This is a genomic window from Rhodococcus sp. MurmanLake-1 (assembly GCF_056945715.1).
Genome location: NZ_JBWZNF010000006.1, coordinates 237,132 through 255,292 on the forward strand (window position 1 = coordinate 237,132; position 18,161 = coordinate 255,292).

General features: G+C 61.6%; 20 protein-coding genes. 12 read left to right on the top strand and 8 right to left on the bottom strand.

Going from position 1 to position 18,161, the window contains the following annotated elements; translation table 11 throughout:
* Nucleotides 1-38: 38 nt before the first annotated feature.
* On the bottom strand, nt 39-1,160 hold the full coding sequence (locus AC2ETI_RS18940; RefSeq protein ID WP_355332194.1) for a winged helix DNA-binding domain-containing protein: 1,122 nt from the start codon (nt 1,158-1,160) through the stop codon (nt 39-41).
* A 271-nt stretch (nt 1,161-1,431) separates the two neighbouring features.
* On the opposite strand from AC2ETI_RS18940, the gene AC2ETI_RS18945 reads away from it, so the two are divergent.
* The 8 genes from AC2ETI_RS18945 (at nt 1,432) to AC2ETI_RS18980 (ending at nt 8,802) form a co-directional block, all read left to right on the top strand.
* A complete protein-coding gene (locus AC2ETI_RS18945) occupies nt 1,432-1,563 on the top strand; it encodes a hypothetical protein (RefSeq protein WP_255246888.1) in 132 nt (43 codons plus the stop codon).
* Nucleotides 1,564-1,896: 333 nt separating this feature from the next.
* Entirely contained in the window at nt 1,897-2,901 is a 1,005-nt protein-coding gene (locus AC2ETI_RS18950) for an alpha/beta hydrolase (RefSeq protein WP_031331070.1), read from the top strand.
* A complete protein-coding gene (locus tag AC2ETI_RS18955) occupies nt 2,898-3,884 on the top strand; it encodes an alpha/beta hydrolase (protein WP_483634252.1) in 987 nt (328 codons plus the stop codon). Before AC2ETI_RS18950 ends, AC2ETI_RS18955 begins: the two co-directional genes overlap by 4 nt.
* 85 nt (nt 3,885-3,969) lie before the next feature.
* Nucleotides 3,970-4,449 (top strand): VOC family protein, encoded by a 480-nt coding sequence (locus AC2ETI_RS18960; RefSeq protein ID WP_007726307.1) that lies wholly within the window; start codon nt 3,970-3,972, stop codon nt 4,447-4,449.
* A 110-nt stretch (nt 4,450-4,559) separates the two neighbouring features.
* Nucleotides 4,560-5,522, top strand: a complete 963-nt coding sequence (locus AC2ETI_RS18965) for an ABC transporter substrate-binding protein (protein ID WP_223257893.1) — start codon at nt 4,560-4,562, stop codon at nt 5,520-5,522.
* Nucleotides 5,523-5,690: 168 nt separating this feature from the next.
* Nucleotides 5,691-6,389, top strand: a complete 699-nt coding sequence (locus AC2ETI_RS18970) for a CPBP family intramembrane glutamic endopeptidase (protein ID WP_279164091.1) — start codon at nt 5,691-5,693, stop codon at nt 6,387-6,389.
* Nucleotides 6,390-6,458: 69 nt separating this feature from the next.
* Nucleotides 6,459-7,859: an amidohydrolase family protein gene (locus AC2ETI_RS18975; RefSeq protein ID WP_472795390.1), complete on the top strand. Its 1,401-nt coding sequence runs from the start codon at nt 6,459-6,461 to the stop codon at nt 7,857-7,859.
* Nucleotide 7,860: 1 nt separating this feature from the next.
* Nucleotides 7,861-8,802 (top strand): antibiotic biosynthesis monooxygenase, encoded by a 942-nt coding sequence (locus tag AC2ETI_RS18980; protein ID WP_020970233.1) that lies wholly within the window; start codon nt 7,861-7,863, stop codon nt 8,800-8,802.
* On the opposite strand, the gene AC2ETI_RS18985 is transcribed toward AC2ETI_RS18980, so the two are convergent.
* Nucleotides 8,790-9,020 (bottom strand): PLD nuclease N-terminal domain-containing protein, encoded by a 231-nt coding sequence (locus AC2ETI_RS18985; protein ID WP_031331074.1) that lies wholly within the window; start codon nt 9,018-9,020, stop codon nt 8,790-8,792. The genes AC2ETI_RS18980 and AC2ETI_RS18985 overlap by 13 nt on opposite strands.
* An 888-nt stretch (nt 9,021-9,908) precedes the next feature.
* Here AC2ETI_RS18985 and AC2ETI_RS18990 point away from each other — a divergent pair.
* On the top strand, nt 9,909-10,691 hold the full coding sequence (locus AC2ETI_RS18990; RefSeq protein ID WP_483634253.1) for a DUF1906 domain-containing protein: 783 nt from the start codon (nt 9,909-9,911) through the stop codon (nt 10,689-10,691).
* Here the strand turns inward: AC2ETI_RS18990 and AC2ETI_RS18995 are convergent.
* Nucleotides 10,678-11,178: a nuclear transport factor 2 family protein gene (locus AC2ETI_RS18995; RefSeq protein WP_483634254.1), complete on the bottom strand. Its 501-nt coding sequence runs from the start codon at nt 11,176-11,178 to the stop codon at nt 10,678-10,680. The two genes, AC2ETI_RS18990 and AC2ETI_RS18995, sit on opposite strands and share 14 nt — an antisense overlap.
* Nucleotides 11,179-11,413: 235 nt before the next feature.
* Nucleotides 11,414-12,859, bottom strand: coding sequence for an MFS transporter (locus AC2ETI_RS19000; protein ID WP_019744532.1), 1,446 nt, complete (start codon nt 12,857-12,859; stop codon nt 11,414-11,416).
* An 80-nt stretch (nt 12,860-12,939) separates the two neighbouring features.
* Here AC2ETI_RS19000 and AC2ETI_RS19005 point away from each other — a divergent pair, with 80 nt between their 5' ends.
* Nucleotides 12,940-13,404: a MarR family winged helix-turn-helix transcriptional regulator gene (locus AC2ETI_RS19005; RefSeq protein ID WP_024487315.1), complete on the top strand. Its 465-nt coding sequence runs from the start codon at nt 12,940-12,942 to the stop codon at nt 13,402-13,404.
* Here the strand turns inward: AC2ETI_RS19005 and AC2ETI_RS19010 are convergent.
* The 3 genes from AC2ETI_RS19010 to AC2ETI_RS19020 form a co-directional block, all read right to left on the bottom strand.
* Complete coding sequence (locus AC2ETI_RS19010) at nt 13,395-13,796, bottom strand: hypothetical protein (RefSeq protein ID WP_021332779.1); 402 nt, start codon at nt 13,794-13,796, stop codon at nt 13,395-13,397. The two genes, AC2ETI_RS19005 and AC2ETI_RS19010, sit on opposite strands and share 10 nt — an antisense overlap.
* 78 nt (nt 13,797-13,874) lie before the next feature.
* The gene (locus AC2ETI_RS19015) at nt 13,875-14,618 is read right to left on the bottom strand and encodes an Rv1157c family protein (protein ID WP_029255827.1); all 744 of its coding nucleotides are present in this window, start codon (nt 14,616-14,618) and stop codon (nt 13,875-13,877) included.
* A gap of 271 nt (nt 14,619-14,889) precedes the next feature.
* A complete protein-coding gene (locus AC2ETI_RS19020; RefSeq protein ID WP_019744528.1) occupies nt 14,890-15,192 on the bottom strand; it encodes a 4a-hydroxytetrahydrobiopterin dehydratase in 303 nt (100 codons plus the stop codon).
* A 16-nt stretch (nt 15,193-15,208) separates the two neighbouring features.
* Here AC2ETI_RS19020 and AC2ETI_RS19025 point away from each other — a divergent pair, with 16 nt between their 5' ends.
* A complete protein-coding gene (locus AC2ETI_RS19025) occupies nt 15,209-15,634 on the top strand; it encodes a (deoxy)nucleoside triphosphate pyrophosphohydrolase (RefSeq protein WP_024487314.1) in 426 nt (141 codons plus the stop codon).
* Here the strand turns inward: AC2ETI_RS19025 and AC2ETI_RS19030 are convergent.
* Nucleotides 15,612-15,788 carry a hypothetical protein gene (locus AC2ETI_RS19030; protein ID WP_019744526.1) on the bottom strand — a complete coding sequence of 59 codons (177 nt, stop codon included), beginning with the start codon at nt 15,786-15,788 and terminating at the stop codon, nt 15,612-15,614. The genes AC2ETI_RS19025 and AC2ETI_RS19030 overlap by 23 nt on opposite strands.
* A 324-nt stretch (nt 15,789-16,112) precedes the next feature.
* Here AC2ETI_RS19030 and typA point away from each other — a divergent pair, with 324 nt between their 5' ends.
* A complete protein-coding gene (gene typA / locus AC2ETI_RS19035; RefSeq protein ID WP_019744525.1) occupies nt 16,113-18,020 on the top strand; it encodes a translational GTPase TypA in 1,908 nt (635 codons plus the stop codon).
* The last annotated feature ends 141 nt before the right edge of the window (nt 18,021-18,161 follow it).

Consider the following 18,161-nt stretch of genomic DNA (forward strand, 5'->3'; position numbering starts at 1 on the left):
GGGTGTGAGCTGGAATTATCCGGATGCCACTGGCTCGATCAAGATACTTCGACCAGTTCGGAGAGCTCGACGCCGCGAAATTCGGCAAGTATTTCGGCCTGCTCGGCCACTGCTGCGCGGGCCGATCGTGACCACGTTCCCCACGGGGCGATCGCGACCTTCAGCTTCTTTCCGGACGCCCGCGGTCGCCACAGTCCGGTGATCGTGCCGCCGACCACCACCGTGCCCGGTCGCCCGAGGGTCGGCCACACCGTCTTCTGGGCGGCCGGATCGGGCACCAGGGTCTCCCGATCCTTGAGCTGTACATACGGATCGAAAGGCCCGAGCAAGCGCGTACTCGAATCGGAGGGGGAGCCGAGCAAGTCTTCGCGGTCTTGTTCGAGAATCCACCGCTTCTCGCCGTTCACCTCGATCTCCTCGGCATCGACGGGCCAGTGGGCTTTGACGTCCTTGACCGGAGCATCGAGAAACGACGCGATGTGAGCAGGAGTGGCGGGGCCGTAGAAGCGCAGATACCCGCGGATCACGTCGAAGCGGGGATCGGCGTCTGCTGCCGTGGAGGTGTACGGGCGTCGCCGCCAACCCGGAATGCGTTCGAGCACTGGGGGAGATGTGCCCGGCTGTAGTTCGAGGCCTGCCTGGAGTGCCGCGAGCCGGAACGGCATCTCGTACAGATGAGTGGCGTTGCACGGGCGGCAGAATCTCAAATAGGGCTCGGTGACTCGCGTGGTCAATTGCGCGGACATCTCGCCCTTTACGGTTGGTTTCGAGACGATGTCCCGCATCGCAGTAGCAACTGTTTGCAGGGCACTCAGCGTCGGGATGCCGGCGGCCTTCAGGGGCCGATTCGCGTCGTAAATGCGCTTGGCTGCATCGGCTTCGCTGAACGGCGACGTGGCGACGGCGATGGCAGGCAGGTCGCCCCGACGGTAATAGTGGGGAGCGCCGCGCAACGTCCAGGCAAGAGCGAGCTCGGTGACGTCGCCGCGGACGCCGCGGATCCGCAGGGCCCAGGCGGCTCCGTCAGGTCCGGTGTTCTGAATCCCGAGATCGAGAATGCTGCAATCGCTGTGATCGGCGTCACCGGCAGCCGCTCGGTCGAGTTGATGGCGGTGCCACCGGAAATTAGCTACCTGCGTGAGTGAGGTTGCGCTAGACATGATTTCAGTTTACTGGTGGGTAACCGCAGGATTTGGGGCGGTTGATCGATGAGACGACAGAATCGGTGAAATTCGACCGATTGGCCGGAATTTTTTCAGTAGCAGACCTTATTAGTCGAAATAATGACCCCATTGTCGGAATCCTTTGCCAACTGGTCGTTCGTATGATTACTGTTACCCACGTCACGGATACATTACAGATGTGACGCAGCTGTCACAGCACTGTCGGGTGCTTTGGGTAGCTGACCTCTGACTTCTCTAGGAGATTCACATGGGTTCACTGATGTCGATCGTCGAACTTGCACTCAAGGGCCTCGGCTCGGTCGGTGCCGGCGACCAGTTGTTCGAAACCTTCATCGGTTCGGTTCAGACGAACACGGGCAGCCTCAAGCCCCTCCTCTGATCCTGCTCGCTGGAATCGGATCGTTCGACCACACAACTTCCGCTCGGGTGACCGAGACCTAAACAACTGTAGGAGTTTTCATGGGATCCTTCGAAATCGTGGGGAACGTCATCACGGCTGTCAACAACGTCGGCACCGCATTCTTCAATTCGCTGACCGAGCTCAGTGGCGGCACGGTTACGCCCAAGTAAGCGTCGTCTGACGAGAAAGGCTCACGCACTCGGTGCGTGAGCCTTTCCGTGTCGACCGGATCGAGTTTTTCCGATCACGTCGGGTTTGCCTCTTTCAGCCGGTACCGTTCGAAAGGTTCCGCTGCCGAAGAGAGTGACCCGGATGATCGAGACTCGTGCTTTGCGAACGGTTTTCCGCGTCTTCGTGGCGTTGGCCACGGCAGTATGTGGGCTCCAGGTCCTCACGGCACCGGGTCACGCTCAGTCGGTGGACAGCAGGCTGGTCGACATCTCGGTGTACTCACCGTCGATGGGGCGCGACATTCCGTTGCAGGTCTTGCGGCCGGCTGATACCTCGACGCCCGCTCCGACGCTCTACCTACTCAATGGAGTGGACGGAGGAAAAGACGACGCGACGTGGTCGGTGCGGACCGATGCACCGAAGTTCTTCGCGGACAAGCACGTCAACGTGGTCACCCCTCTCGGTGGAGCATTCAGCTACTACACCGATTGGGAGCGGCCGGACCCCGGCCTCGCGAAATCCGGCAACAACAACGGGGTCAACATGTGGACCACGTTCCTGACGGAAGAACTACCGCCAGTCATTGATTCGACGTTCGGGACGACCGGCGAGAACGCCCTGGCAGGCTTGTCGATGGCAGGCACGTCGGTACTGGATCTGGCTATGGCGGCGCCCGCGCTGTACAACAGTGTCGGGTCCTTCAGCGGGTGTGCGATGACGAGTCCAGGCATCGGTCAGGACTTCGTGAAACTCGTGGTCGCAGTGGGTGGTGGCAACGCGGAGAACATGTGGGGTCCGTACGATGGCCCGGGTTGGCCGGCTCACGATCCGGTTGTCAACGCGGACAAGCTACCTCGAATCCCGATGTACATCACTACCGCAACCGGGATTCCGGGTCCGTACGACACGCTTGCCGATCCACGGATCGACAACGACGTCACAGATTTGGCGTTGCAGCTTGTACTCGGTGGCGGAATCGAGGCGGCAACTCACTACTGCACCACCCAGCTTGCGGACAGGACGAACGCATTGGGTATGAACAACATTCGCTACAACTTCAAGCCGGCAGGAACGCATTCATGGGGATACTGGGAAGACGACTTACACGACTCGTGGCCGATGATCGCCGCGTCGCTCGGCGTGTGAGGCCCCATCGAGCAAGCCTTCGAAGCGTCGTTCTCGTCGGCGCGCTCGCCTTGATTTCACTACTTGCGTTGCCCTCGACCGCGCTCGCCGACGAGACCCCGAAGGTAACGAGTGTCACCGAACTGTCCTCGCGCTTGGTTCTTCTCGACGTCGCGAGTCCCGCCATGGGGCGCACCATGCAGGTGAAAGTACTGCTTCCTGCCGACCGCTCGGAACCGCGCGGGACGCTGTATCTCCTGGACGGCAATTCCGGGCAGATCGAAGAGAACAACTGGCTGGCTCCGGCTAACGGCGATATCGTCCCGTTCTTTGCCGACAAGAACGTGAACGTCGTACTCCCCATCGGTGGAACCGGCACCATGTACACCGATTGGCAGGAAGACCACCCGAAATTCGGTCGTCTGAAATGGGAGACGTTCCTGACGAAAGAGCTTCCCTCACTGATCGACACGAGGTTCGCAACCAACGGGCACAACGCAATCGGCGGGATCTCGATGGGTGCAGAGGCCGCGCTGATCCTGGCCCAACGCTCGGCCGGGTTGTACGACGCGGTCGCGGGCTACAGCGGCTGCTACACAACCGTCGGAGGATTCGGCAAGGCGTTGACCGATCTTGTGGTCATCAACGGAAATGCCCGTTCGGAGCAGATGTGGGGTCCGGCCGGCAGTGAGGCTTGGCAAGAGCACGACATTTTCGCCAATGCCGACAAGCTGCGCGGCACCAAGGTGTATCTCGCCTCGGGATCGGGACTACCAGGCCCGCACGAAACTCTCGATACTCCTGCCCTGGGCCGGGTACTGGTCGTTGGCGGGGTCATGGAACTGGGATCGAACCTGTGCACCGACCAGATCGCGCAGGTGTTGCGCGATCGCGGAGTCGATGTCACCCGCAGCGCTCAACCGGTGGGGACGCACGGTTGGCCGTACTGGCGCGACGAACTCGTTCGCTCCTGGCCGATGCTCGACTCTGCGTTGTCGGCTTGAGTAATTCCTTGCGATGAGTTTCCGCTTCGGGCCGGGTCTATAACCCTGTACACCTGATTCTTAACCTCATCGACAAGGACAGAACATGCCTTCCATCACTCCCTGTTTGTGGTTCGACAACCAAGCAGAAGAAGCAGCGAACTTCTACATCTCGGTGTTCGGTTCCGGGCAGATCCTGGGAATCGAAAGATACGTCGAGGGATCGCCTTCCGGAATGCCGGCGGGATCGGTGATGACCGTCAGCTTCGAGCTCGGCGGTCAGCGATTCACCGGATTGAACGGCGGACCGATGTTCACGTTCTCGGAAGCAGTGTCGTTCGAGATTCCGTGCGTCGATCAGGCTGAGGTCGATCACTACTGGTCCAGGCTGACCGAAGGTGGGGAAGAGGGCCCGTGCGGATGGGCCAAGGACAAGTTCGGATTGTCCTGGCAGGTAGTCCCGAATCGTCTTCTCGAACTGATGAAGGATCCGGATCGGGCCAAGGCACAACGCGCCACGGACGCGATGATGAAGATGAAGAAGATCGACATCGCGGAGCTCGAACGGGCCGCAGACGCGTCCTGAACACGATCTGGCCGATGGGCGACAGCCTTCGTTAGCTGATGCTAGCCTTCCCTAATTCTCGCTGGAGCGTTGGAGGAGTGCTGGTAACCATGCGAATCAAAGTCTCTCGAATGAAGATTGCAGTCACCGCCTTGGCGGCCTCGCTCGCCGTCGCCGGGCTTGCCGGCTGCAGCAGCGACAGCGCTGACGCACCCGCGGAGGCGGGAGCAACCGTCTCGACCATGTTCGGCGACGTCGAGGTCCCGGCCAACCCGCAGCGCGTCGTCGCGCTCGGTTGGTCGGACGCCGAGACGGCACTTGCCCTCGGAACGCAGCCGGTCGGTGTCGCGGACTGGATGGCGTTCGGTGGCAAGGGCGTCGGACCCTGGATTGCGGACGAGTTCACCACAGACCCGAAGATCCTCGGAACCATGGACCTGAGCATCGAGGACGTCATTGCTCTCGACCCGGACCTGATTTTGTGGACGAGAAGCGACAACACGCAGGCCACCTACGACAAGCTCAGCGCCATCGCGCCGACGGTCGGGCCGCCTCCGGGTCTGGCCACTGCGTACGGGACGACGGTCGAGCAGCAGACCGAACTCGTCGCGAAGGCTCTCGGCAAGGAAGCAGAAGGAAAGGCGCTACTGTCCGGCCTCGACGCCAAGTTCGACGCTGCAATTGCCGCCAATCCGAGCTTTGCGGGTAAGACAGCGGCCGTCGGCGCCTACAGTTCCGATGGTTACGGCGCGTACGTACCCGGCGACGCACGCGCAGACTTCATGACGCGCCTCGGCTTCACGATCCCGACGGCGATCACCGAAAAAGCCACCGGAAACTTCTACATCCCGGTCGCCAACGAGAACCTGAACTTGTTCGACGCGGATCTCACGGTTCTGTTTCCGATCTTCCTCGACAGCAGTGCGTTTGCGAACGATCCGCTGCTGCGCGCAATCCCGTCGGCCCAGGAGGGACATCTGTTGATCCTCGATGACCCGGCACTCGTCAATGCGTTCTCGAGTGGCTCGGTACCGGGGTTGACCTACGCAATCGACAACGCCGTTCCGAAGTTTGCGAGCACGCTCGGCGCCTGATCAGAGGTGTTTCGGGACCTGCCCGTCACTGTGAGCGTGTTCGCAAACAGTGGCGGGCAGTTCTCGTGCGTCAGTACACTGGAAAAAGTGAACTTTCAGCTAACGAGCGGCGGCCCAGTGGAGATCGCTCCAGTGGAGATCGAAGCGACCGCTCCTCGTTTTCCGCGGATGCATGCATACGTGGATATCACTGTTGTGATCGTGGTGCTGGTGGGAACCAATCTGATCGCGCATTTCACCACCGCCTGGGCAAGCATCGCGACGGTACCCATCTCTGCTCTCGTCCTGTTGGCGCTCACCAAGCGCCGGGGAATGGGTTGGGCGGAATTGGGGCTGTCCCCTCGTGACCTGCGGCGAGGTTCGAAGTACGCGCTTGCTGCCGTCGGCCTGGTCCTGACCGTTGTCGCCGTCGGCGCTCTGCTTCCGCTCACACGTCCTTTCTTCATGGCGGATCGCTACGCCACTATTTCCGGCGCGATCATCGCGTCGATGATCGTGATCCCGCTGCAGACCGTCATTCCCGAAGAGTTGGCTTTCCGTGGCGTCCTGCACGGCACGTTGAACCGGGTCAGTGGATTCCGCGGCGTCGCCGCTGCCGGTTCTCTGATGTTCGGACTGTGGCATATCGCGTCGTCGATGGGTTTGACCAGTGGTAACGAAGGGCTGTCCGGCTTTCTCGGTACCGGAGTCGTCGGCCAGGTCGCCGGCATCCTCGGAGCTGTTCTCGCCACCGCTGCGGCCGGTCTCGTATTCACCTGGCTTCGTCATCGCAGCGGCAGCCTGATTGCGCCGATTGCTCTGCATTGGTCGTTGAATGGTGCAGGTGCACTGGCTGCGGCTCTTGTTTGGCATGCAACTCTTGCTTGATCCCAATATCTGACAAAAAGGACAGCATTCGCCGCGCGGCGCCGGGTAGTTTTGTGCTTTGCTCAGTAAGTGACGCACCTTCATCGAGGCCATGTCTTCCACATTTCCGGTCGTCCGACGGTTGAGGATGCGGCGCAGTCGCTCGTCTCGATCCCCGACGGCGTCTTGGCGATCGACGATGCCGGAACGATCGTCTACTGCGGAGAATTCGAATCGCTCCCCGGAGACCTCGCGGGCGGCGAAATTCACGATCATCGACCGGGTTTCCTGCTGCCCGGATTCGTCGATGCCCACATTCATTTCCCGCAGACCTACGCCGGCGATGCGTACGGCGGCGGCCAACTCCTCGAGTGGCTCGACCTGTGCGTCTTTCCCTCCGAATCGAGATTCGCTGATCCGGAGTTCGCCCAGCACGCTGCCGAGGCCTTCTGCGCTCGCCGAATCGCCACGGGAACCACGGCCGCGATGGTGTTCGGATCGGCCTTCCCGCATGCACAGGACGCGTTGTTCTCGGAAACTCTGAAACGCGGCCTTCGAGTGGTCAGCGGCCGCGGGATTCAGACCACCGGCCCGGCCTCCGCTGCCGCGCTGATCACCTCGGAAGAGGACGCGATCAGACTCACCCGCGAGGAGATCGACAAGTGGCACGCGGCCGACACCGGCGACGTGAACACCGCACTCATTCACGTTGCAGTGGTTCCCCGCTTCTCCCTCGCGGTGACAACACGGACGCTGAAAGACTTGGGGGAGCTGTACGACTCCGTCCGTGACAGGGGCGTCTACTTCCACAGTCACCTCAATGAGAACAATCGGCCCGGAACCGGCGAGGTCGCAACCACACTTGCCGAGTACGAGGTCGAGACCTATCTCGACACGTACGACGGCAAGTTCCTCCCCGGCTCACAGGTCGGCGGAAAGAGCTTTCTGGGTCCGCGCGCGATACTCGCGCACTCGGTGCACTGCCAGGACTCCGAACTCGCACGAATGGCCGAGACCGGAACCTCGATCGCACATTGCCCGACGTCCCAGCAGTTTCTCGGCTCAGGCACCATGCCGTGGAAGCGAACCGTTGCGTCAGGGGTCAACATCGCGATCGGATCGGACTTCGGCGGCGGCGACGAGTGCCTGCTCACCCGAGTCCTCGGCGACGCCTTCAAGGTTCATATCTCCGAAGCCGGCGACGACGGAGTGTCGATGCACCCCGCCGAACTGCTGTTCACCGGAACACTCGCCGGTGCTCGCGCGCTGGACATGGAGAACCGGATCGGTAACTTCGACGAGGGCAAAGAGGCCGACTTCCTGGTGATCGATCCCTCCGGGTGGCCGCCGCTCGCCGGGCTCGTCAACCACGGAACGCGTTCGGATGATCCGATACTCGCCCGCGACCAGACGCTCTTCGGCCTCCTGATGGCGATGCGCGAGCCCGCGATTGCGCACGTATACGTGCAAGGGCGCCGGGTGTCGGGCTGACGTGTCGGCAACCGCCATCACCGGGTATCACCGAACGAGTTCGGGATTCCGGGCGTGGGTCGAGCGTGCGGCCGAGACCGCCGGTCGATTCGACGGCTACCTGAGCTGTGGCATCAGTGATCAACCGGAACCGGTGTCGCACGGCATGTCTGTCACATTCGACAGTGCCGACGATCTTCACCGTTGGCTGGAGTCGAGTGATCGCCGCGATCTCGAAAGAGCTGCTGCGGCAACGGGAATTCTGGCACAGACGAGTGATCTGGTCCTCGTCGACGGAGTTCTGCCGCCGCCCGGTATCGGCGTGTACGACCACGTCGTCGTCGTGGGTAAGGAGAACGAGTTTCTGCGAACGCAACGCCATCTCATCGATCTCAGTTCGCGATTTTCCGGCTACGAGTCGGTGATGTTGTTGCGGTCGGTCACCGACTCCACCCAGTGGAAGTCCGTCCTTCGGTTCCGGACCGAGCAGCAATTGGCGGAGTGGATGGCGTCGCCCGAAAGGGCCGCGGCACTGCCGAAACTGCGAGCCGAGTTGGCCGAGGACTTCACCGAGACCACGCGGTCGACACCGTTCGGCACGATTCTGCGCACGGAGAACGGGCAGACCCGTGCGACGCCGAATTGGAAAACGGCGATGATCATCCTGCTCGTTCTCTATCCGACAGTGATGACGCTGTCACGATTTCTCGGTCCGCTGCTCGACGGGATCGGAGCGCCGCCGTGGCTGTCGATGTGGTTGAGCCAGATAGTCAGCGTCGGCGCCATGACGTGGTTCCTGATGCCGACGGTCACCAGGTGGTTCCGCCACTGGCTCGACCCGGTCGACGGCGCCGTTCCCCGCACCAACTGGCGCGGTGTCGCAGCGGTAATTGCGGTGTACGTCGTGACTCTGACGCTCTTCGCCTCCGTGAAGTGGCTGCAGTTCTGGGACTACTTCGACTGAATCCGGCCTCGGCGGAAGTAGGTGAGTGGCCCGAAGAAGTTGACGAAGATGATCGCCGCCCACTTCTTCTTGCTGCCGTTGACCGTATCGGCAGGGCGTCGCGCCAGGTCGGTCCACGCTGCGATCGCCAACAGGGACTGAATCGTTGCGAGCAGGGAGACGACGCGGCGCTGCGCGGGTGACAGCTCACTCCAGGATTTCTTTTTTGTGAGGTTCATGAACTCCACTGTGCCCTCGAACGTCCGATTGGTGTCGAGATAGGGCTGCTATCGGTGCCTGGAGTTCCGCAAATCGGTGTGAATAGCGTCACCATGATGACCGCTAGGTACGGTCCCGCGGTCAGTCGGGATGGTCGTTTTCGGCGTAAAGATCTCGCTAACTCGAACTGTGGCTGAATGTTTGCGCCCGGACTAACCTCGCGTGGCCACATTGCCGCGGGGGATTTGGCCAATCTGCTGGTACGCGCTCTAGCGGGAGCAACGCCCTCTCTGTTAAGTAAGGCTTGCCAATCTTGTGGTCCGCCTACAGGTTTGATGCTGCGAGATAGCTGTTATCGGGAACGATGTTCGGAATGCGTCAATAAATCGTCCGTAGGTGACAGTTTGATCACTGCCGGTGGGCGTCACCTGTGTGTATGTCCGTGTCCCGAAGGGGTCGAAATGTAACGTCCCGGACACATTTGGTGTCGCGGAAGTAACGGAAGACCTCTACTCTTATCGCCAGCAGCCACTCACGTGGCGGCAATCCTCTGGACCGTATCTTCGACAGGAGCACATCGCATGAGCAGCGCAGAATTCTCGGATGCCTTCACCTTCCTCAACGACTTCTTCAGCAACGCGTCTGATCTCTTCAGCGCTCTGAGCTTCTTCACCTCGCTCAGCTGATAGCTTCCGGCCGCTAGGCCGACTCAGTGGCCCCCGAAGACGATGTCTTCGGGGGCCACTGTTGTCTGTCTGACTATCTGTCTAGCGTCCAATTTGGTGACAATGTGAGCATTGTTGGCCAAGTGCATGGCGGGGTTGATGTGACTGTGGTGGAATGCGAGCGAAAGAAGATAGCTTGCCTGCCCGCCACTTCCAGCGGGACACGCCGATGATCGGAGCTTTGTGCACGTCTCGCGAAGAAACCTCTTCAAGTACGCAGCGGCTGGATCGGCAGCTGCCGGACTCGCTGCATTGAGCGGTACGACGTCGGTGGCCAATGCCGGTTCGCTGGGGACCTTGCTCGATTACGCCGCCGGTGTGCCGTCGGCTCAGGCAATCAAGGCCGCCGGGTATGCAGGCGCCATTCGATATGTCTCGGATAGGCGCCCGGGCGCCGATTGGATGGTCGGCAAGCCCGTACTGGCGCGGGAAACCGACGCGTTGTCGGCGGCCGGACTCCAAGTCGTTTCCTGCTATCAATTCGGCAAGGGCGGAACGGCGGACTGGCGCGGGGCTCGCGAGGCAGGCAAGCGTCATGCTTCCCGTGGCCTCGAACTGCACGCTGCGGCCGGTGGGCCGTCCGGTCGGCCGATTTACGCGTCGATCGACGACAACCCGACCAGTACCGAAATCACCACCCTGATCGCGCCGTACCTCGAGGGGTGGGCCTCGGTCGTCGGCAACGGAGCACTCGGTATCTACGGAAACACGCGCGTGATCGACGCAATGATCAGCGCCGGCATCGGAACCTGGTTCTGGCAGCACAATTGGGGTTCGCCCGCAGGATATGTGCACCCGAGGGCAAACCTGCACCAGTTCGAGATCGACAAGCGCAAGGTCGACGGCGTCGGCGTGGATCTGAACTCGATCCTCACTCGCGACTACGGGCAGTGGTCGTTGGCCGGCTCGGTCGTGCCGGCCCAACCGGTTGGTTCCTCGTTACCGACAGGATCTATCGCACCATAGCGCCGAATTTGGCGAGCCAGGCCTTGGCGTCATCGGGGAGGGTGCCCGCCGCTTCGGCGGCGAGGCACCATGCTTTTGCCATCGACAGGAAGTTCATCGGGTTGTAGGCGTCTTCTTCGCGAGACCACAATCCGTTGCCGGCGTAATGCAGGATCGTGATGTTGGTGGCTCCGTGCTTGGATCCGTCGCCCGGATCCTCCATCGGGTTGTCGATCTCGCACACGATCCATCCGCGCTGCTCGTCGACGACGAACCAGTTGGCCGGGAATTCGGTCATGCGGTGCCCCGGGAACTCTGTCATCGTGCGAGTGACCCACTTGCGTACAGCTTCTCGGCCATTGAGGGTTCCGAAAGCGTGTTCCACGTAGACGACGTCCTCGGTGAACATGTCCGCGAAGGCGTTCCAATCGCCGGAACGAGTGCACTCGACAACGGTGTTCTGGTACCCCGCGAAGGCGTCTTCGAGTTCGGTACGCGTCCAGGTCATGAAGGGCTCCTCGGTTTGTCGTCGCTTCAGATTAGAACACGTTGCAGAATTGATTGTCGGTGATTCGATGCAGAAGAGTTCTGCGGTACCGTCGTTGACGGGTCGGGGACCCATTATGTGAGAGGGCACCACGTGGAGATCATCATCAATTTCATCTACACACTTTTGTCGAAGTTGCAGACTGGCAGCATCGAAGGCTCTTCGGAGAAGTGAGTCCTCTGCCGGGTTGATTCCCTTACGTGACTTTCTGTTTGGGAATCAACCCGGCGAACACCATCGTCACAGCGGCGGCGGCGATGGAAATCAGGAACGTGGCACGAAACGCCTCGAACGAGGGGATCACTGCGGTGCCGACGGTGATGGTCATTCCAGCCAGAACGACGCTCACGATCGCGGCAGACGTCGACGTGCCGATCGATCGCATCAAGGAGTTCAGTCCGTTCGCGGCTGCAGATTCCGTGATGGGGACTGCTCCCATGATCAGGGCGGGCATGGCCGAGTAAGAGAGCCCGACGCCCGCGCCGATGAACATTCCGGCCACGGCGACCTGCCAGACGCTCGACACCGTGAAATATGCAAAGGCATAACCCAATCCGATGACGAGGGCGCCGAGCATCAGCGTGATTCGTGGGCCACGCCAAGCCGAAATGCGAGCGGAGACGGGTGAGAGCGCCATCATGACGAGTCCACCGGGGGCCAGTGCGAGTCCCGCTGCGACCATGGACAGTCCGAGTCCGTAGCCGGTGGACGTCGGTGCCATGAGGAGTTGGGGGAGCGTCAAGGAATTGCCGTACATGGCAAAACCGACGGCGATCGAGGCGAAGTTGGTGAAGAGAACCTGAGGCCGGGCCGATACGCGGAGGTCTACCAGCGGTGCGCTGCGTCGAAGTTCCCACCATCCCCAGACGAGGAAACTGAGAGCGGAAACTGCCAGGAGGCCCAGGGTTTTCGGGTCGCCCCATCCCCAGGTTCCGCCTTTGGTGATGGGGAGTAACAGAGTGATCAGACCAACGGTGAGGCCGAACGCTCCGACGAAGTCGAAGCGTCCCGGGCGTCGTACCGTCGATTCGGGAATCACGAACGCAACCAGTGCGATGCAGATCAGACCGAACGCTGCCGAAGTGACGAAGAGGAAGTGCCAGTTGGCATTCTGAGCGATCACCGCAGCGATCGGCAGTCCGATCGCACCGCCGACGCCGAGGGTGGCGCTCATGACCGCCATGGCTCCGGCCACTTTCTTCGGTGGAAGAACATCACGAATGATTGCTATGCCCAATGGAATTGCCCCGACCGATGCTCCTTGAAGAGCGCGGCCGACAACGAGCACGATCAGTGAAGGTGCGATCGCACAGATGGCCGAGCCCAAAACGACCATCCCGAGACTGACGAGCAGCATTCGTTTCTTGCCGAACATGTCGCCGAGGCGCCCGCTGATCGGCGTGATCACCGCGGCGGCGAGGAGCGTTGCGGTGACCGCCCACGAGGTGTCGGCGGGAGTGGAGTTCAGCAGGTGAGGCAACTGCGGAATGATGGGGACTACCAGCGTCTGCATCAAGGCGACGACGATTCCGCACAGCCCGAGGACAGTGAGTACGGGACCAGAAGGGGCGTAGTTCGTGGCCGTGGTTTTCTTGTCCGGGGATTTCTCGTCGACGCTCGACGAATCTGCGTGAACGGACATTCGGCTCCCGCCATGGCGTGTTCGGTTTCGGTGCGTTCGCCCCAGTGTGCACGCTACACATCGTGTGTATTCTGCACAATATGAGTGTGGATCGGGAACCCGAACTGGTGAATATCGAGTACGAGTTGACCCTGCTCTCGCGCTATCACGCGCTCGCTCAACGGGCGGAACTTCATCTGGACCGGTCCGCGTATCTACTGCTCGGACGACTGGAATTGCAACAACCGATGAGCCTCAAGGAGCTCTCCTGTGCCTTCTCGCTCGACATCTCGACCATCAACCGGCAGATCGGCGCGCTGAGGCGTCAGGGCTTGGTGGAGCGAGTGGAGGATCCGGACGGTGGGCTGGCGCGAAAGGTTCGGCCGACGGTGCAGGGTCTGTCGAAACTTCGTGCAGATCGCGAACATTCGACGGCCGGCGTCGAAAAGGTCTTGCGTGAGTGGACGCCGGAGCAGCGCCTCGCGCTCGGTGACCTACTGCGGCAATTCAATACCTCGGTCGAGTCCTTGGAAGGCCGCGACTGGCCGCGACCGAATCAGGTCTGAGAGTGCGAGACGGACCGCAGCGATCGATCCGGATCGCTCGAATCCGATTCCGGCGCAATGACAACAAGTTTCGGATGTTCCTCAGGTGCTGCGTGATTTCCACGCCAGGAGAGCAGTGACCAGCGTGAGAGGCCGGACAGTGCCGACCCGAGGCTGGCGAACGAGCCCGAACTCAGCACCGATGCCGTAGACCCGATGCTTCCGATGGAGAGGAAAGAGCCGACGCTACCGATCGACAGGATCGAGTACGCCGATCCGATCGAGAGAATGGAACCCTCGGATCGGATGGACAGTATCGATCGACTCGACTTGTGAGACCGTATCGACTGGTCGTCTGGGCTCGATGCCTTGTCTGGACGGCCATGCGTGATGTCCACTCGTAGATGTCCCATCTATCGGGTCTATCACGGTGATCGGAGATGCAAAAGGGACCCGCCGAAATTCGGCGGGTCCCTTTCACGAGACTTCGATCAAGCGACCGCGAACATACCCACGGTCGGGAGGAAGCTGCAGGTGATGCGATCTGCGCCTTCCGGCTGGGTGGTCAGCGAACCGCTGATCACCGAGAGGACGCGTCCCGGACCTGTATCGGCAATAGCCGACAAGGTGGCGGGACCATCCGGGTTGATGCGCGACGCGTTGGTCAGGTTCTGGGTGGCGCTGCGCTGGTTGTCGATGTTGACCCACGTCACGGTCATCGGCACCGGCTGGTCGTCGACGGCGGGAGCCGTTCCGAGAGCGGTGAAGACGAATCCAGCCTGACCGGCAGCGGGGCCGGGAGGAGGCAGGTGAGCCGGGCCCGGAACAGCAAGCGCGGTTCCGACCGAATCGGCGGTGGCCGAGATGCAGCCCTTGCCAAGCGTCGGGTAGAGGAACTGCGCGATGACGGGGGCGTTCTCGTTCGGGATTTCCGGTCCGCCGCCGCCGCTGCCGTCGAGGAAGGTGATGACCTTCTCGAGGGTGGCTTTGATCTCGGGCGGAATGCCGGGGGAGTTCAGGATCGCGCGAGCTTGGTCGAGCAACGCTTGCTGCGGGCCGCCGGCGACGTCAGCCGGACCTGCAGCGGCGCCGATGATGGCGGGCGCAAACGATGCGAGGAACTCGATCGGCACACTTTCGGGTGCGGGCGGTGCTGCCGGATCGGCCATTGCCTGTGCCGGCAATGCCAGTCCTGCTACTGCGGCAATAGCGACGGCGGTGAACGCCTTTCGCATACCTCGGGTTCGAAGCACTGTTTCCCCATCCTTAGTCATACCGCGCGGGCGCCTAGGCGAGCTCCGCGTTTGACGGCTCGAGGGGTCACTCTATGTACAGAGCCCCCGGGTTGTACAGCTGTTCAGTTGCTGAGCAGCTACGCACCGGGGGGAGTCTATGGCATGACCGGCCTCGATCGTGATTTACGGCGACCATACCTGTGACTGAAGTGATCTATGTGAAAGTTGATGCAACTGTTACGTCAGATTGCGAGGTTTGTTCACTCGGAGATCAGGCGAAACGGACCGAATCGTCGACGAGTACGTCAATTCGACGGGCAAGGTCGAAGTCCAGTTCCGTGAGACCGCCCGCCGAGTGTGTCGAAAGCGTGTACGTGACCTTTCGCCAGCGAACGTCGATGTCGGGATGATGATCTGCGGCCTCGGCGACTGCCGCGATGCGTTGAAGAAGCGCGATCGCATCCGGGAAAGTCGCGGAATCGACGGTACGAGTGATCGAGCCTGGCGACAGCTGCCAGGCCGGCAGTTCGTCGAGAGCGCTTTGGATCGCGGAGTCGGACAACAAAGTGGCCATACTCCATCATGGTGCGATGAGTGATGTGCCTGCAAGGGATCGCGAAGTTGTCGCCGGTGCGATCTTCCGTGGGGGAAGGCTGCTCCTCGCGCAGCGGACGAGTCCGCCGGCGTTGGCCGGTCGCTGGGAACTGCCGGGCGGGAAGGTCGAGGAGTTCGAAACGCCGCAGGCTGCGTTGGCCCGCGAGTTGCGCGAGGAGCTTGCGGTAGAGGTTCGATGCGGAACAAGAATCGGCGTCGATGTGCAACTGTCGGCCGGGTTGGTCCTGCGGGCGTACCGGGCGGAGTTGGTGTCCGGCGAACCGGTCGCGCTCGACCACGCCCAGTTGGCATGGGTCGATGCCGAAGAACTCTTGTCGATGGATCTGGTCGACAACGATCGAGCCTGGATCCCCGAACTGCTCGAGGAGTTGAGGGCGCTTACGCCGCGCGGGCCTTCTTGAGACCGGCTTTCAGTTCCTTCTTGGATGCGCCCTCGTTCTCGAGCTTCTTCATCCGCATGATGACAACGGGGCACTTGATGCACCGTGTCTTCTTCCGGCAGCACTTCTTTTTCGGCTTGAGCTTCGAGACCTTGCTTGCCTTGATTTTTCCCATGTGACGCTGCGGCTTTCCTGTTTCACTACGGCGGAGAGCCCGCTCTTGGAACGAGGTTAGCGTACCCTTAAACACCTTGTTTCTCCAGGTCGTAATCCTACTCGCTTCAGCGTGGTGCAGATCACTATTGGCTGGTGGGGGCGGTGATAGAGGCCGCACAATGCAGGAGTATCCGCTCGGAGCGAGTAGTATTTACTAGGCCGCGGTGCCTATTCAGGCGATTCGTGCCCTGATTCGGATCACACACTCGTGCAGCGGCCACCAGAAGAGCCGTGCGACTTGACTTTCGCGTGGCCGAATCAACTCAGCCAGGAGAGCCATCGCGTGACCACCACCAGCTTCCGTAACGTTGCCATCGTCGCACACGTCGACCACGGCAAGACCACCCTCGTCGACGCCATGCTTCGTCAGTCCGGCGCGTTCGAGGAGCGCGCCGAGCTGGTCGATCGCGTCATGGACTCCGGCGACCTAGAACGCGAGAAGGGCATCACGATCCTCGCGAAGAACACCTCGGTGCACAAGCGCAACGAGGATGGTTCGGTCACCGTCATCAACGTCATCGACACCCCGGGCCACGCCGATTTCGGTGGCGAGGTCGAGCGCGGTCTGTCCATGGTCGACGGCGTCGTCCTGCTCGTCGATGCGTCCGAGGGCCCGCTTCCGCAGACGCGTTTCGTGCTGCGTAAGGCACTTGCTGCCTCACTGCCCGTCATCTTGGTTGTCAACAAGACCGATCGTCCCGATGCTCGCATCGAAGAGGTTGTCTCCGAGGCTCAGGACTTGCTCCTGGACCTCGCGTCCGATCTCTCCGACGAGGCCGCCGAAGCTGCCGAGCTTGCGCTCGGGCTGCCGGTTCTCTACGCCTCCGGCCGCGAGGGCAAGGCTTCGACGGTGCAGCCCGAGAACGGTCAGGCTCCCGACGCCGAGGACCTCACCGCTCTGTTCCAGGTTCTGATGGAGTACGTCCCGGCCCCCAAGGGCACGGTCGACGCGCCGCTTCAGGCTCACGTCACCAACCTCGACGCGTCGGCATTCCTCGGTCGCCTCGCGCTGGTTCGCATCCACAACGGCGAGCTGCGCAAGGGCCAGACCGTGTCCTGGTGCCGCGAGGTCGACGGCGAGCCCGTCATCACCAAGACCAAGATCACCGAACTGCTCACCACCATCGGTGTCGAGCGTGTTCCCGCCGAGGTTGCGCTTGCCGGCGATATCTGTGCTGTTGCGGGTTTCCCGGACATCATGATCGGCGACACGCTCGCCGACCTCGACAACCCGGTTGCGCTGCCTCGCATCACTGTCGATCAGCCGGCTATCTCGGTCACGATCGGTACCAACACCTCACCGCTGGTCGGCCGCGTCAAGGGTCACAAGCTCACCTCGCGCATGGTCAAGGCTCGCCTGGACCAGGAGCTGGTCGGTAACGTCTCGCTCAAGGTCCTCGACATCGGACGTCCCGATGCCTGGGAGGTCCAGGGTCGTGGAGAGCTCGCGCTCGCCATCCTCGTCGAGCAGATGCGTCGCGAAGGCTTCGAACTGACCGTCGGAAAGCCGCAGGTGGTCACTCAGACTGTCGACGGTAAGATCCACGAGCCTTTCGAAGAGCTGACCATCGACAGCCCCGAGGAGTACCTCGGTGCCATCACTCAGCTTCTGGCCAACCGCAAGGGCAAGATGGTTCAGATGTCGAACCACGGTCAGGGCTGGGTTCGTATGGAGTTCATCGTTCCTTCGCGTGGTCTTATCGGCTTCCGTACGGAATTCCTCACGGATACCCGCGGAACCGGCATCGCCAACGCCGTCTTCGACGGGTACGGCCCCTGGGCCGGCGAGATTCGTGCACGCCACACCGGTTCTCTCGTGTCGGACCGTTCCGGCACAGTGACGCCGTTCGCCATGATCCAGCTGGCTGACCGCGGAACCTTCTTCGTCGAGCCCGGCGCAGACACCTACGAGGGTCACGTCGTCGGTATCAACCCCCGTCAGGAAGACCTCGACATCAATGTCACCCGCGAGAAGAAGCTGACCAACATGCGTCAGTCGTCCGCAGACGTGATGGAGACCCTCGCGAAGCCCATCAAGCTCGAGCTCGAAGCGGCCATGGAATTCTGCTCCGGCGACGAGTGCGTCGAGGTCACCCCCGAGGACGTCCGCGTCCGCAAGGTGCATCTCAATGCAACCGAGCGCGCTCGCGAGCGTTCGCGTAGCAAGTCTCGCGACAAGGCTGCTCTGTAGTCTTTCGTCGGTTACCACCTGACAGGCGGATGTGCCTTTCAGCCGAGTTTTCGGCGGAAAGGTACATTCGCCTTCATGGTTTCCGGGCGAAAGTTCTGCCCGGAAATCGAGTGCGAAGGGGCGACGCGGCCCCGTACGGAA

What these genes read in the sequence shown, in the direction of transcription:
- AC2ETI_RS19020 (WP_019744528.1), bottom strand. Translation starts at nt 15,192, where the DNA reads ATGGCCACTTTGTTGTCCGACTCCGCGATCCAAAGCGCTCTCGACGAA.
- AC2ETI_RS18945 (WP_255246888.1), top strand. Translation starts at nt 1,432, where the DNA reads ATGGGTTCACTGATGTCGATCGTCGAACTTGCACTCAAGGGCCTCGGC.
- AC2ETI_RS18950 (WP_031331070.1), top strand. Translation starts at nt 1,897, where the DNA reads ATGATCGAGACTCGTGCTTTGCGAACGGTTTTCCGCGTCTTCGTGGCG.
- AC2ETI_RS18960 (WP_007726307.1), top strand. Translation starts at nt 3,970, where the DNA reads ATGCCTTCCATCACTCCCTGTTTGTGGTTCGACAACCAAGCAGAAGAA.
- AC2ETI_RS18985 (WP_031331074.1), bottom strand. Translation starts at nt 9,020, where the DNA reads ATGAACCTCACAAAAAAGAAATCCTGGAGTGAGCTGTCACCCGCGCAG.
- AC2ETI_RS18965 (WP_223257893.1), top strand. Translation starts at nt 4,560, where the DNA reads ATGAAGATTGCAGTCACCGCCTTGGCGGCCTCGCTCGCCGTCGCCGGG.
- AC2ETI_RS19010 (WP_021332779.1), bottom strand. Translation starts at nt 13,796, where the DNA reads ATGGGACATCTACGAGTGGACATCACGCATGGCCGTCCAGACAAGGCA.
- AC2ETI_RS18940 (WP_355332194.1), bottom strand. Translation starts at nt 1,160, where the DNA reads ATGTCTAGCGCAACCTCACTCACGCAGGTAGCTAATTTCCGGTGGCAC.
- AC2ETI_RS19030 (WP_019744526.1), bottom strand. Translation starts at nt 15,788, where the DNA reads ATGGGAAAAATCAAGGCAAGCAAGGTCTCGAAGCTCAAGCCGAAAAAG.
- AC2ETI_RS18970 (WP_279164091.1), top strand. Translation starts at nt 5,691, where the DNA reads ATGCATGCATACGTGGATATCACTGTTGTGATCGTGGTGCTGGTGGGA.
- AC2ETI_RS19025 (WP_024487314.1), top strand. Translation starts at nt 15,209, where the DNA reads ATGAGTGATGTGCCTGCAAGGGATCGCGAAGTTGTCGCCGGTGCGATC.
- AC2ETI_RS18995 (WP_483634254.1), bottom strand. Translation starts at nt 11,178, where the DNA reads ATGACCTGGACGCGTACCGAACTCGAAGACGCCTTCGCGGGGTACCAG.
- AC2ETI_RS19005 (WP_024487315.1), top strand. Translation starts at nt 12,940, where the DNA reads ATGAGTGTGGATCGGGAACCCGAACTGGTGAATATCGAGTACGAGTTG.
- AC2ETI_RS19000 (WP_019744532.1), bottom strand. Translation starts at nt 12,859, where the DNA reads ATGTCCGTTCACGCAGATTCGTCGAGCGTCGACGAGAAATCCCCGGAC.
- AC2ETI_RS19015 (WP_029255827.1), bottom strand. Translation starts at nt 14,618, where the DNA reads ATGCGAAAGGCGTTCACCGCCGTCGCTATTGCCGCAGTAGCAGGACTG.